Here is a 14,074-nt window from a genome sequence, read left to right on the forward strand (position 1 = left end):
GGCTTGGGACAGCCGTCCGCGCGCGCGGCGGTGGCTGCTGCGAGTGTGAGCGCAGCAAGCGCGCACCCGAGTTCGGCAAGTCGAGCGACGGCGCCGAACCGATTCTGAAACACTGGGGATGCTCCAATAGCCCGGCGCCGCTGCGGAGGTGGCAGCTTCGATAGAGATCGGCGGCGCGCGGGGATATTCCCGGTTGGCTCAAAATCTTCGTCAGTCGCCGGCCGCGCAAAGCGCACGACATTTCAGGGAATAGAATGGCAGCATGGCTGCTCCTGTTGTGGTGGCAAACAGGAGAGCCCCGGGAATGACCATTCGTTCGATCGCAGGCGTGCTGGCGCCGCGGCAAGCCAAAATTGCCGCGATGGCGGCGATCGCGATTCTGCTCGCCGTGAACAGCGCCCGTGCCGCGGGAGACGCGGCGCGCGGCGCCACGCTGTACCAGGGCTGCGGCGATTGCCATTCGATCGAGAAGAACGACGTCGGCCCGATGCACAGGGGCGTGGTGGGCCGGCTTGCCGGCTCCGTCGCGGGCTACAATTACTCGGACGCGCTGAAGAATTCGAAGATCGTGTGGACCGAGCAGAATCTCGACAAATGGCTCACCGGTCCGGACGCCATGGTTCCGGGTACCAAGATGTTCTACGAGGTTCAGGATCCGAAGGATCGCGCCGACATCATTGCCTTCCTCAAGGAGAAGGCGAAGTAGAGCGCTCTCTCCACGTCGTCCCTGCGAAAGCAGGGACCCATAACCACGGGAATATGTTGTTGGGGCGCGCTGTGGCCCCAGCTTTTTTCAATCAATCGATAGCTGTGGTTATGGGTCCCGGCCTTCGCCGGGACGACAGCGGTAGTGAGGCGCGAGCGCGACGCCTCTCAGCCTCAATCCACCACGATCTTGACGCGGTCGCGCGGCTTCACCTGGGCATGTGCGTCGAGGCCGTTGAGCACGCGGAAGCGCTCGGCCGGGTGATCGACGCCGGACATGCGGTGCGACAGCGATTCCACGGTGTCGCCGGGCTGCACGTTGATGACCTTGATGCGCAGCGGCCGCGCGGCCTGGATCTCGTCGAGCGTCAGGCGGCGGAACGAATTGACGGTCTCGCGCGCGTTGCGCTCGCTCTCGGTGGACTTCTGCTTGGCGGCGAAGATGAAGCGGTAGACGTCGCTGCCGAAGCGCAGCGCGTAGACCTTGAACTGCCACTGGTCGCCATGCGCGGTGGCCGACGCCGCCGGAAAGCCGTTGATGTTGAGGTCCTCGGTCGAGGATTTCTCGACGCCTTCCATCCAGCCCGAATTCAGGTAGTCGCCGAGCGACTGCTCGGCCGGCACCCGCACCACGTCGAAGCGCATCGCCTGGCTGCCGCCCTCGCGCACGCCGATCACCGCCTGCGCGGTGTTGTCGAGCGTGAAATTGTCGGGCGCGGTGAAGGTGAAGCCGAGCTTGGGATGCAGGAAGCGGCGGCCGCGCACGAAGCCTTCGCTGGGATCCTCGCCATAGACGATGTTGTCGATCGCGGCGAGATAGGTCTCGCGGTCGCGCTCGTTGCTCTCGGGCGACGAGTATTGCCGCGCGGTGGTCTGCGCGTTGTTGATGCGCTCGGGCGTCGCCGGATGCGACGAGGTGAAGTCCTGCGCCCGTGGATCGAGCGCGGTCTTGCCGATCTTCAGCGCCGCATTGCGCTCCATCGCGGTCAGGAAGCGCGCCGCGCCGTAGGGATCGAAATGCGCGCGGGCGGCGATCCCGACGCCGATGCCGTCGGCCTCGAACTCCTGCTGGCGCGAGAAGCTCGCCATCGTCAGCTTGGTCTTGGCGAGCGCCAGCGCGGTGAGATCGGGATCGGTGCTCATGTCGGTGACGACGCGCGTCACCACCGCCGCCTGGCGGGCCTGGTCCTCGCGCATCGCCGCGTGCTTGGCCAGCACATGCGCCATCTCGTGGCTCAGCACCGAGGAGAGCTCGGAGGTGTCGCTGGCGAGCGCAATCAGACCGCGCGTGACATAGAGCTGGCCGGTCGGCAGCGCGAAGGCGTTAACCGCGCCGGAATTGAGGATCGTGACCTTGTAGGCCTGGTCGGGCCGTTCGGAGGCGGCGACCAGCCGCTCGACGGTCTTGCTGATCAGGCCCTCGAGCTTCGGGTCGTCATAGGCGCCGCCATAGGACGACAGGATGCGCTCATGCTCGCGTTCGCTCGTGGGCGTCTGCTGCACCACGCGGTTCGGCTTTACCGGCGCCGCCGCTGCCGCGGGCGTGGCTTGCTCGAACCGGCCGATATTGCCGCAGGCCGACAGCGTCAGGGCGGCGCAAACAAGCGCCAGCACAGCCGAAAGGCGGCGGCCAGTCCCCTTTTCACGCCGTCCTGCGCGCTCAATCACGTCAAAAACTCACAAATTGTCCCGTAAAAAGACTGGGGCAGGGCCCCTGGGTTTCTTGAGTCCCTTGGGCCCTAGTTCCCGCCGAGCACTTCAAGCTGCCCCACCCGGAGCAGTTCGATTCGCGGCCCACGTCGTGCTTCCACCCAGCCTCGTACACGAATCTTACGATTTTCCAGAGACTTGGGCGCAAGCCCGGCCGCCTCAAACGCAGGGACTATGCGCCTTGAAATAGTCGCAGCAAAGTCCTGAGTCCAGTTTCGACCGAAATTCAGGTAGGTCGTCGCGCCCGCCTGACGCACGGACAAAACCCTGCCCTCGACCACTGTAAAACGCCCGATCCCGGCCAAAATATCGGCGGAACTTTCGGCGTTTTTTATGACGGTTGCCTCGGCCCAAGTTCCCGATCGAGCGGCCCTCGCCTCGGCCTCGGCCGCCATCAGCGCCGTGGCGCAGTCCTTGTCCGCGGTCTCGGACGACACCAGCGCGAGGCCCTGGCGCAGCAGCTCGCTTTGAACGGGGATCTCGTGACCCGCAAGGAATGCGTAGGCCGGCTGCCGGCCATAGCGGTCCGGCGTGTCGTCCTGTCCGCGCAGCGTCACCTCGCGGCCGACCAGCAGCGCCGTCAGCGCTGCCGTGGCTTTCGCCTTGTCGGCCACCTCGATACCGGCGAGCCTGACCTCGCGGCCGTCGTCGAGCCGAAGGCTGCGCGCATCGACGACGGCTGCGACGCGACCCTCGCCCTGAATTTCGAAATTGCAGCCAGTCGCTTCGGCGCGTCCGATGCACGCGCCGATCGCGAGGACGCATGCTGTCATCATCACCGCCCACGGACGGCAACGCCATGCTCTATCGCGTGGAGGCGTCATGCGGCACTCGTCACTCCGGCGCGCTCCGGTCGGAGCGTGGTCGCCAACAAGGACAGTCTGACGGAAAGATCGCTTCGGAGCCACCACAAGCGAAGCGAGATCGCATCGAGGGATGCCATCGTTGATTCGGTGGTCAATTTTTCTGCGGCGCTTCTCATCGCGTGCACGGGCGAGATTCGTGTTTCACATCGATACGTGCCTGTCGCGGGACCAACTCGTCTTCACCGCCCCTCGTTGTGACGAAAATTGCCGTCCGATCGTGCGTCGAGCGGCTCTCACACGCGTCAACCTTACCCATTCATGATCTCAACTCCGTGCGCGGAATGAGAATTCGTTATTGTTGCCAATGACTTGCGGCGCAAGGTAAGTTCGGCAATTTTTTGAAAGGCGACCGATCGCGGTCGCTCACGCATATTGCCGAGGTCCTTGTGTCGAATCCCGTTGTTCTGACGCTGACGACCAGCGATCCGCTCCACGATTATCTCCAGCTCTACAACGCGATCTCGGCGATCAGCGTCGGCGGCGGCCTGGCAGCGGCCAACACCGACTACGTCATCAACTTCTCGACCTCCGGCAGCGCCCGCACATTGCAGCTGCTCGACGATCTGCCTGCCATCAACCTGATGAGCGGCTCGACGCTCACTTTCGACGGAAACTCCGACTACAACAATCAACTCGGTGGCCAGGACAACAGCGACATCATCGACGCGCGCGGTTATCAAGGCTTCGTCGTCACATCAGGCACGGTGACGTTCAAGAACCTCACGATCATCAACGCGGTTGCGAGCGGCGGCAATGGCGGGGTCGGCGGTGGTGGCGGCGGCGCGGGTCTCGGCGGCGGCCTGTTCGTCGGACAGAACGCCAACGTCACGCTGAACAATGTCAATTTCGGCAGCAACACGGCCAAGGGCGGCGATGGCGGCGTGGTCGATCCTGCCGGCGGCGGTGGCGGTGGTGGCGGCATCGGTGCCGATGGCGGCAGCGGCAATGGTGGCGGCGGTGGTGGCGGCGGCTTCGGTGGCCAAGACTATTACGGCTACCACGGCAATGGCGGCAGTGGTTACAGCGAGGCGGGCTCCGACAGCCAGCATCCCTTGACCGGGGCGCAGACCGCGGGCGGCACACCGGCGACGATCGAAGGTGCGGCGGGCGGTGGACAGGGCGCCGACAATTACGGCGGCATCGGCTATGGCGCGCACGCCGGCGGCGGCGCGAGTGGTGGTGGCGGCGGCGGCGGTGTCGGTGGCGGTGGCGGCGGCATCGGTGGCGCCAACTCGGTGGGCGGCGGCCCGTCGGGCACCCTGATCGGCTTCGGCGGCGCCGGCGGCATGGGCGGCGGTGGCGGCGGCGGCATTTATGGCGGCGGCAACGGTGGTTTCGCCGGCGGTGGCGGCGGCTCCGGCAACGGCGGCGGATACGCGCATACCGGCGGCAATGGCGGCTTCGGCGGCGGTGGCGGCGGTTCGAACGGCACGCCCGGCACCGGTGGATTCGGCGCCGGCAGTGGCTCGCTCGCCGGCGGCGGTGGCGGCGGCCTTGGCGCCGGCGGCGACATCTTCGTTCAGCAAGGCGGCACGCTGACCGTCATCGGCGGCACCTTGATGGATGCGACCGAGACCGGCGGCACCGGCGCCAATGGTGCGGGCAACGGCTCGGCCTATGGCGATATCTTCATCCAGGGCACGATGGTGGTCACGCCGACGCACGCCATCTCCTCCCCCTTCGCGGGCGGGCCGACGATATCGACGACGCTCACGATAGCTGACACGATCGCCGACGAACGTGGCATCAGCGGCAGCGGCACGACCGGCAAGCTGGTCGTCTCCGGCGGCGGCACCCTGACGCTGACCGGAGCGAGCAGTTATGTCGGCGGCACCCAGATCGACGGCGGCAACAGCGTCTCGATCACGGCCGACAACAACATCGGCGGCTCGGCCGGTGCGCTGATCCTCAACGGCGGCACGCTGACCACGATCGGCGGCTACACCTTCACGCACGATATTCAGCTCACCAGCAATGGCGGCACCTTCGACATATCGTCCGGCACGATCATCGACACCGGCTCGATCAGCGGCTCCGGTACGTTCATGCTGTCCGGCGCCGGGACGTTGCAGCTCGGGATGGGACAGCTCGCCGGGCTGACCGGGACGTTCGGTCTGAGCAGCGCGCATCTGTCGCTGACATCGAGCGGCACGTTCGACGACACGCTTTCGCTCAGCGGCAATTCGATCCTGTCGATCGCGAACGGCAAGACCGTCACCGACAGCGCCCTCGTCACCGGCAGCGGCAATCTCGGCATCGACGGCGGCGGAACGCTGGTGCTTGGCCATGCGGCCAACACCTACGGCAGCACGACGATCTATTCGGGCACGGTGTGGCTTACCGCGGCCGGCGCTGCCGGAACCGGCAACATCTCGTTCACGTCAGGCATTGTCGGCACGCTGAAGATCGACAACGCCGCGCTGAGCGGCAATGCGCTCGCCAACACGATCGTCAACTTCAATCCCGGCCAGTTCATCGACCTGACTGGGCTGCAGTACAACACCCAGAATCCGTCGCTCAACACGGTCAGCCTGTCCGGCAACACGCTCTCGATCTCGAACGGCACCACGACCGATACGCTGACCCTTGCCGGCGTCGGCGCCGGGACCAGTTTTCAGCTCTCGCAGGATGCCAACGGCGGAACGATCGTGCAGGTCGTCTCGACGCGCGTCTTCAATGTCTCCAACGTCGCCGAGCTCAACGCGGCCATCCTGCAGATGGATTCCGGCGGGCAGAACGCCGCGCCGAATGCCAACTACACAATCAACATCACGGCGAACTTCAGCCTGACGTCGGAGCTGTACGCGCTCAATCTCTTGAGCGGATCGAGCGTCACGATCAACGGCAGCGACGGCCACGGCGGCACGCATACGATCGACGGCCTCAACGCCCAGCGTGGCTTCTTCGTCTATGCGGGTAGCGTCAATCTTGAGAACCTGACCATCCAGAACACGGTGGCCGCCGGCGGCGGCGTCGTCCGCGGCGGTGGCGGCGGTGGCGCCGGGCTCGGCGGCGCGCTGTTCGTCTCGTCGAACGGCAGCGCCACCATCGACAACGTCACCTTCCACAACAGCGCGGCGATCGGCGGCAACGGCGGTGCCGGCGGCACTGGCAGTATTAGCTCCGGCTACGGCTACGGCGGCGGCGGCGGGATGGGCGGACGCGGCGGAAGCAGCGGCGGCGGCGGTATCGGCCTCGGCGCTCAGGGCGCGGACAGTGATCTCTTTAGAAGCGGTTCGCCCGGCATTATCCCCAACACCGCTGGGGGCGGCAAAGGGAGCGACGGTTACCTGATCTCGATCGGGGGCGGGACCGAGCTTTACTGGTATGGCGGAGCAGGCGGCGCCAACGGTGGAGGCGGCGGCGCGGCTGGGTGGATCGGCAGCGGCGTCCGCGCACCCTACGGTCCGGGCGGCGGTGTCGGCGGCGGCAACGGGGCTGATGGCGGCAATGGCGGCTTCGGCGGCGGCGGCGGCGATGGCGGCAACGGCGGCTTCGGTGGTGGCGGCGGCTACAATGGCGACGGTGGCTTCGGTGGCGGCGGTGGCATCGGCGGTGTCGGCGGCTTCGGCGGCGGCAACGGCGCGCCGGGCGGCGGTGGCGGCCTTGGCGCGGGCGGCGACGTTTTCGTCCAGCAAGGCGGTTCGCTGACCATCAAGAGCGGCTCGCTGTCGAACGATTCCGGCTTCAGCGCCGTCAAAGGCGGCACCAACGGCATCGGCCAGGCCAGCGGCTCGGGTTTCGGCTCCGGCATTTTCATCCAGGGCAACAACGATCTCAGCTTCGCGCCGGCCAGCGGCCAGACGCTGACTGTCGCCAACGACATCGCGGACCAGAGCGGCAACGGCGGCACCGGCGCCAATGCGGGCGTCGGCGGGCTCGCGATCAGCGGCGGCGGCACCGTCATTCTCGGCGGCAACAATACCTACACCGGCAATACCACGGTCAGCGGCGCCGGCACCCGGGTGTCGATCTCAGCCAACGTCAATCTCGGCGCGGTCACCAACGTGCTGAAGCTGGGCGATGGCACCGGCATCAGCTTTACCGACGGCTTCACGCAGACCCGCAACATTACCGTCGCCGGCGATCCGGTCTTCAATGTCGCGGCGGGCGAGACCGTTACCCAAAGCGGCGTCATCTCCGACGGCGCGACGCCTGGTGATGTCGAGGTGACCGGCGGCGGCCGGCTGGTGCTGTCCGCGCACAACACCTATTCGGGCGGTACCGTCATCAAGGGCTCGATCCTCGAGCTGGCGGCGAACGGCGCGGCGGGAACCGGCGCGGTCGCCTTCACCGACGGCAGCACCGAAAAACTCGTGCTCGATACCGCGGCATTCTCCGGCACCTCGTTCAGCACGTCGATCACCGGCTTTGCCGGCGGCGACACCATCGACTTCGGCAACATCGCCTATGACGCCGCGGCGACGCTGTCCTATGCGAACGGCGTGTTGCTGGTGAAGAGCGGCAGCGGCACGACGCTCGCCTCGCTGAACCTGAGCTTTGGCGCCGGCGCCTCGGCCGGCTCGCTGCTTCTTGGTTCCGATGGCTCGGCAACGCCGCATCTGGAAATCCGGTCGCAGGCAAGCATCGCCTCGATCACGGCTGACACCACCGATCATCTCGCGATCCTGAACGCCGGCAAGGTTGTGACCATCACCGTCAACTTCAGCAACACGGTGAGCGTGACCGGCGCGCCCGAGTTGCTGCTCAATGACGGCAAGGCCGCGACCTATCTCAGCGGCAGCGGCTCGCAGGCGCTGGTGTTCAGCTACACGGTGCAGGACGGCGACAGCACGTCTGATTTGCAGGTGCAGAGCCTCTCGCTCAACGGCGGCACGATCAGGGATCCCGGCGGCCAGGACGCCGACGTGACCCATGCGGCGACCGATTTGCATCTCGTGATCGACGCGATCGCGCCGACTGTGTCGGTTGCGGCGAGCTCGACCGCGCTGCTGGCCGGGCAGACCTCGACCGTCACCTTCACCTTCTCCGAGGCGGTCACCGGCTTCGCGCTGATGGACACGACGGTGAGCGGCGGCGCGCTCAGCAACCTCGTGCATGTCGGCGTCAACGCCGCGCACCAGGACATCTACACGGCAACCTTCACACCCGACGTTACAGACGCCGAGGCGGGCTCGGTGCAGGTCAACGCATCGAGCTATACCGACAGCGCCGGAAACGCCGGCGCGGCAAGCAGCGCGATTACCGTCACCGGCGATACCAAGGCGCCGACGGTGGCGGTTGCAGCCGATCACACCACGCTGGTTGCCGGCGATAGCGCGGTTGTCACGTTCACCTTCTCCGAGGCCGTCGGCGGCTTTGGATTGGGTGATGTCACCGTCCAGGGCGGTACGCTGGGCAATCTCACCCATGTCGGCGTCGATGGCGCCGGCCATGACGTCTACACCGCGACGTTCACGCCCGACGTGACCAATGCCGAGGCTGGCTCGGTGCAGGTCAACGCGTCAAGCTATACCGACGTCACCGGCAATTCCGGCTCGGCGAGCAACACGATCAGCTTCGCCGGCGACACCAAGGCGCCGACCGTGTCGGTTTCAGCTGACCATGGCACGCTGCTCGCCGGTCAGACCGCGGTCGTGACCTTCACCTTCTCCGAGGCCGTCGCGGGCTTCGCGCTCGGCGATGTCAGCGTCAGCGGTGGTGCGCTGGGCAGCCTTGTCCATGTCGGCGTCAACGGCGCCGGCCAGGACATCTACACCGCGACCTTCACGCCCGACGTCACCAACGCCGAGGCTGGCTCGGTGCAGGTCAACGCATCGAGCTATAGCGATACGGCCGGCAACGCTGGCGCCGCCAGCAACGCCATCAACTTCACCGGCGAGACGCTGGCGCCGACGGTCTCCGTCACGCTCAATCCCGACACGGTGCTGGCCGGCGACCTTTCGGTCGCGACCTTCACCTTCTCGGAGGCCGTGTCGGGCTTCGCCCTTGGCGACATCACCGTCCATGGCGGCGCGCTGAGCAATCTCGTGCATGTCGGGCTCAACGGCGCTGGGCAGGACGTCTACACCGCGACCTTCACGCCCGACGTCAGCGACACCGAGACCGGCTCGGTGAAGGTGAATGCGTCCGGTTACAGCGATGTGGCCGGCAATGCCGGCGCGGCAAGCAACACCGCCACGATCGGCGGCGATACGCTGGCGCCGACGGTGTCGATGGCGGCGGATCGTAACGCGCTGCTGGCGGGCCAGACCGCGCTGGTGACGTTCACTTTCTCCGAACAAATCGCGAGCTTCGCGCTGGGCGATGTCACGGTGCATGGCGGGGCGTTGGGCAATCTGGTCCATGTCGGCGTCAACGCATCGGGCCAGGACGTCTACACGGCAATTTTCACGCCGGATGAAAGCAACACTGAAGCGGGCTCGGTGCAGGTCACCGCCGCGAGCTATGCGGATATTGCCGGCAATACCGGTGCCGCGAGCGGCACCATCAATTTTACCGGCGATACCAGGGCGCCGACGGTGTCGGTTGCCGCGAGCCCGAGCACGGTGCTTTCGGGCCAGACTTCGGTTGTCACCTTCACCTTCTCCGAGCAGGTCGCGGGCTTTGCGCTCAGCGATACCGTCGTCGCCGGCGGCACGGTGACCAATCTGGTCCATGTCGGGCTCAACGTGTCGGGGCAGGACGTCTACACCGCGACCTTCACGGCCGATGTCACCGACCATCTGTCGGCCGATCTTTCGGTTGCCGGGGCGAGCTACACCGACATCGCCGGCAATGCCGGCGGAGCAAGCAACGCGGTCAGCTTCACCGGCGACACCAAGGCGCCATCGGCGCCGACGCTAATGCTGCACCGGGACACCGGCGTCTCCAGCACCGACCACATCACCAGCAATGCGCTGATCGATTACACCAAGTTCGATGCGGCCGACACGCTGCGCTACAAGGCCGACGGCGCGTCGGGCTTCTCGACGGCGGCGCCGGTCTTCACAACGGACGGCGTGCATTCCGTGACAGTGCAGGAGGTCGACGCCGCCGGCAATGTCAGCGCATCCTCCAACCTGACCTTCACCCTCGACACCACGGCGCCTCATCTCACCGGAATCACGGCGACGCCCTCCGGCGGCGTCGCGACGCCGGGTTCGCTGGTCCAGCTGACGGTCGGCTTCAACGAGGCGGTGCACGTCAATGGTGGCACGCCGAGCCTGACGCTGAACGATGGCGGTACCGCAATCTACGACGCCGCGGCAACGGCGCTGCTCGGCGATTCCTCGAAGCTGGTGTTCGATCACATCGTGTCGTCGACCGATCGGGCCGGCTCGCTGGCGGTGACCGGCTTCGCCGCCAATGGCGCCGATGTCGTCGACCTGGCCGGCAATGCGGCCTCGCTTTCGGCGGTGTCCGCCGTCTTCGACGCCCTGCACATCAACGAGACCATCGTGCCGGCCTACACGCTCGGCGCCATTACGCGGCCGGAATTGCATCTGGATCTGGGCGGTCGCATCATCATGGATGCAACGGCATCGGCATTCGCCGGACATTATGGCACGCAGTACCTGTTCCTCGGCCTGCCGGCGGGAACGCCCCACCAGACCGTTCCCGACTTTCATCTCTGATCGCAGCGCGGCTGGAAGCTCCGGCGCGGCGCTCATTCCGCTTAGCGGAAAACAGATTGCTGCCGCTGCGGCTTGCTGCAGTGCAGGCCATGCGGCATGATCCGGCCCTCGAAACGGACCTGATGGAACGAGGTCCGCGCTGCAAGGGAGGGTTGGAATGAGACGAGTTTTGGCCGGCGTGTTGGCCTGTGCGTTTGCGATCTCGGCGAATGCGTCGCTGGCGCAGGACAAGCCTCCGCTGAAGCTCGGCGGCATCCTCGATATGTCGAGCCTCTACGCCGACATCACCGGCTCGGGCAGCGAAACCGCCGCCAAGATGGCGGTGGAGGATTTCGGCGGCGAGGTGCTCGGCCGCAAGGTCGAGATCGTGGTCGGCGACCATCTCAACAAGGCCGACCTCTCCGCCAACATCGCCCGCGACATGATCGACAACCAGGGTGTCGAGATGATCTTCGACGTCGCAGCATCCGCGACCGCGCTCGCCGCTGCCGAGATCGCCAAGGCGCGCAACAAGATCATCATGTTCAACGGTCCGGGCTCGATCCGCCTGTCCAACGAGGCCTGCGGCCCCTATACCGTGCACTACGTGTTCGACACCTTCGCGCAGGCCAATGTGACCGGCCTTGCCGCGGTGAAATCCGGTCTCGATACCTGGTTCTTCCTCACCGCGGACTACGCGTTCGGCCAGGACCTGGAAAAGGATACCAGCAATGTCGTGGTGAAGTCGGGCGGCAAGGTGCTCGGCAGCGTGCGGCATCCGATCAACACCTCGGACTTCTCCTCCTTCCTGCTGCAGGCGCAGGCCTCCAAGGCCAAGGTGATCGGGCTTGCCAATGCCGGCGGCGACACCATCAACGCGATCAAGCAGGCGGCGGAATTCGGCCTCACCAAGAGCGGCCAGAAACTGTCGCCGCTATTGGCCTTCGTCACCGACATCGACAGTGTCGGGCTCGATACCGCGCAGGGCCTGTTGCTGGCGGAAGCCTTCTACTGGGATCTCAACGACGACAGCCGCGCCTTCACGAAGCGCTTCATGGAACGCACCAAGCGGGTGCCGACTTCGGCACAGGCCGGCGTCTATTCCTCGGTGACGCACTATCTCAAGGCGGTGAAGGCCGCCGGCACCACCGATGCGGCCGCCGTCATGAAGGTGATGAAGGAGACCCCGATCAACGACATGTTCACCAAGAACGGCAAGATCCGCGAGGACGGCCGTATGGTGCACGACATGTATTTGTTCGAGGTCAAGAAGCCGTCGGAATCGAAGGGCCGCTGGGACGACTACAAGCTGGTGGCGACCGTGCCGGGCGACCAGGCCTTCCAGCCGCTGTCGGAGTCGCGCTGCCCGCTGGTGAAGAAATAACGCTGCGACAACCAACAACAACGAAAGGCAAAACGCCATGAGCGATAATCAGATGGTCCTCCAATCCCTCGACAAGGGCCTGCTCACCATCACCATGAACCGCCCCGATCGGCGCAACGCGCTCAATCCCGACATGACGCGCGGCCTCGTCGAAGCGGCGCGGCGCGCGCAGGACGATACCGAGGTGCGCGCCGTGCTGATCCGGGGCGCCGGCGGCACCTTCTGCGTCGGCGGCGACGTCAAGTCGATGGCGGAAGGCCGCGCACCGCTGCCGTTCGAGGCCAAGATGGCCAATCTGCGCCGCGGCATGGAGGTCTCGCGCATCCTGCACCAGATGCCGAAGCCGGTGGTGGCGCAGCTCGACGGCGCCGCGGCCGGCGCCGGGCTTTCGATCGCGCTGTCCTGCGATCTCCGCGTTGCCAGCGCCTCCTGCAAGATCACCACCGCCTTCGCCAAGGTCGGCTTCTCCGGCGATTACGGCGGCACCTATTTCCTGACCAAGATGCTCGGCAGCGCGAAAGCGCGCGAGCTCTACATGATGTCGCCGGTGCTGTCGGCGCAGGAAGCCTACAACCTCGGCATGGTCTCCAAGGTGGTGCCCGATGCCGATGTCGAGGCTGAGACGCTGGAACTGGCGCGATCGCTGGCGCAGGGCCCGTCGGTGGCGCTCGGCTACATCAAGCGCAACATCAACAATGCCGAGACCATGACGCTGGAAGCCTGCTTCGACGGCGAGGCGATCCACCATACGCGTGCCGGCGAGACCACCGACCACAAGGAAGCGGCCAAGGCCTTCGTCGAGAAGCGCAAGCCCACCTTCCAGGGGCAGTAGACCATGGCCGAGTACATGCGGCTGCGGCAGATCTGCCTGGTGGCGCCGCAGCTTGCGCCCGTCATCGCGGACATCTCCGCGATCATGGGTCTCGACGTCTGCTATCGCGACGGCAATGTCGCGAAATACGGCCTCGAGAACGCGCTGCTGCCGGTCGATACCATCCTCCTCGAAGTCGTTGCGCCGTTCCAGCCGGGGCCGGGCACGGCGGCCGGCCGCTTCATCGAGAAGACCGGCGGCCGCGGCGGCTATATGGCGATCTTCGCTTGCGAGGATCCCGACGCGCGCGGCGCCAAGGCCAACGCGATGGGCGTGCGCACCGCCAACGTGATCACGCACGCGCCGTATCACGGCGTGCAACTGCACCCGCGCGACTGCCGCGCTGCCTTCATCGAGTTCAACCACACCGACGGCAGCGACGACGTGTTGGGACCGTATCCGCCGGCCGGCCCGGACTGGCAGAAGTCGATCCGCAAGGACACGACGCTGTCGCTGACCGAGGTCGAGATGCAGAGCCCCGAGCCTGAGGGGTTGGCGGCGCATTGGGGCAGGATCATCGGCATTCCCGCCGATGGTACCGTGGTGAAGCCGCCGAACAGCACCTTCCGCTTCGTCAAGGGCGACAGCGAGATCATGAGCGGTTTGACGTTCAAGGTCGCCGACAAGGCGAAGGTGCTGGAGGCCGCGAAAGCCAGAGGCTGTGCGGTGAAGGGCGACGAGTTCCAGCTCTGCGGCGTGACGTTCAAGCTGACGGCGTGATTTCGTAGCCCGGATGCAGCGAAGCGAAATCCGGGGCCGCGCTCTTCGCGGATGGAGCGTTCCCGGATTGCGCTGCGCTCCATCCGGGCTATGTGTCTTTAGTTCCCGTCATCCTGAGGAGCGCGCAGCGCGTCTCGAAGGATGCACGGCCCGGCTGGTGGCCGTCCATCCTTCGAGGCTCGCTCCGCTCGCACCTCAGGATGACGGGAAGGGCGGTTGAGCTAGCGGCGACGATTCAATATCGTCGAGCGCAACAACAACA

At 66.1% G+C, this 14,074-nt stretch carries 7 protein-coding genes; 5 read left to right on the forward strand and 2 right to left on the reverse strand.

Annotated features, from left to right (window positions below; translation table 11 throughout):
• Positions 1 to 304: 304 nt before the first annotated feature.
• Positions 305 to 706, forward strand: coding sequence for a c-type cytochrome (locus IF803_RS35805; protein WP_304497676.1), 402 nt, complete (start codon positions 305 to 307; stop codon positions 704 to 706).
• A 173-nt stretch (positions 707 to 879) separates the two neighbouring features.
• Here IF803_RS35805 and IF803_RS35810 read toward each other — a convergent pair whose 3' ends face one another.
• Both IF803_RS35810 and IF803_RS35815 read right to left on the reverse strand, forming a co-directional pair.
• A complete protein-coding gene (locus tag IF803_RS35810) occupies positions 880 to 2,373 on the reverse strand; it encodes a M48 family metalloprotease (protein WP_461195475.1) in 1,494 nt (497 codons plus the stop codon).
• 71 nt (positions 2,374 to 2,444) lie between these two features.
• On the reverse strand, positions 2,445 to 3,191 hold the full coding sequence (locus tag IF803_RS35815; RefSeq protein ID WP_461195476.1) for a thermonuclease family protein: 747 nt from the start codon (positions 3,189 to 3,191) through the stop codon (positions 2,445 to 2,447).
• 476 nt (positions 3,192 to 3,667) lie between these two features.
• On the opposite strand from IF803_RS35815, the gene IF803_RS35820 reads away from it, so the two are divergent.
• The 4 genes from IF803_RS35820 (at position 3,668) to IF803_RS35835 (ending at position 13,812) form a co-directional block, all read left to right on the forward strand.
• Positions 3,668 to 10,858, forward strand: coding sequence for an Ig-like domain-containing protein (locus tag IF803_RS35820; protein ID WP_461195477.1), 7,191 nt, complete (start codon positions 3,668 to 3,670; stop codon positions 10,856 to 10,858).
• Between the two features lie 157 nt (positions 10,859 to 11,015).
• Positions 11,016 to 12,221: an ABC transporter substrate-binding protein gene (locus tag IF803_RS35825; protein WP_092083161.1), complete on the forward strand. Its 1,206-nt coding sequence runs from the start codon at positions 11,016 to 11,018 to the stop codon at positions 12,219 to 12,221.
• A gap of 37 nt (positions 12,222 to 12,258) precedes the next feature.
• The gene (locus tag IF803_RS35830) at positions 12,259 to 13,053 is read left to right on the forward strand and encodes an enoyl-CoA hydratase (RefSeq protein WP_028336217.1); all 795 of its coding nucleotides are present in this window, start codon (positions 12,259 to 12,261) and stop codon (positions 13,051 to 13,053) included.
• A gap of 3 nt (positions 13,054 to 13,056) precedes the next feature.
• On the forward strand, positions 13,057 to 13,812 hold the full coding sequence (locus IF803_RS35835; protein ID WP_461195478.1) for a VOC family protein: 756 nt from the start codon (positions 13,057 to 13,059) through the stop codon (positions 13,810 to 13,812).
• The last annotated feature ends 262 nt before the right edge of the window (positions 13,813 to 14,074 follow it).

It is taken from the genome of Bradyrhizobium sp. UFLA06-06, assembly GCF_054820065.1.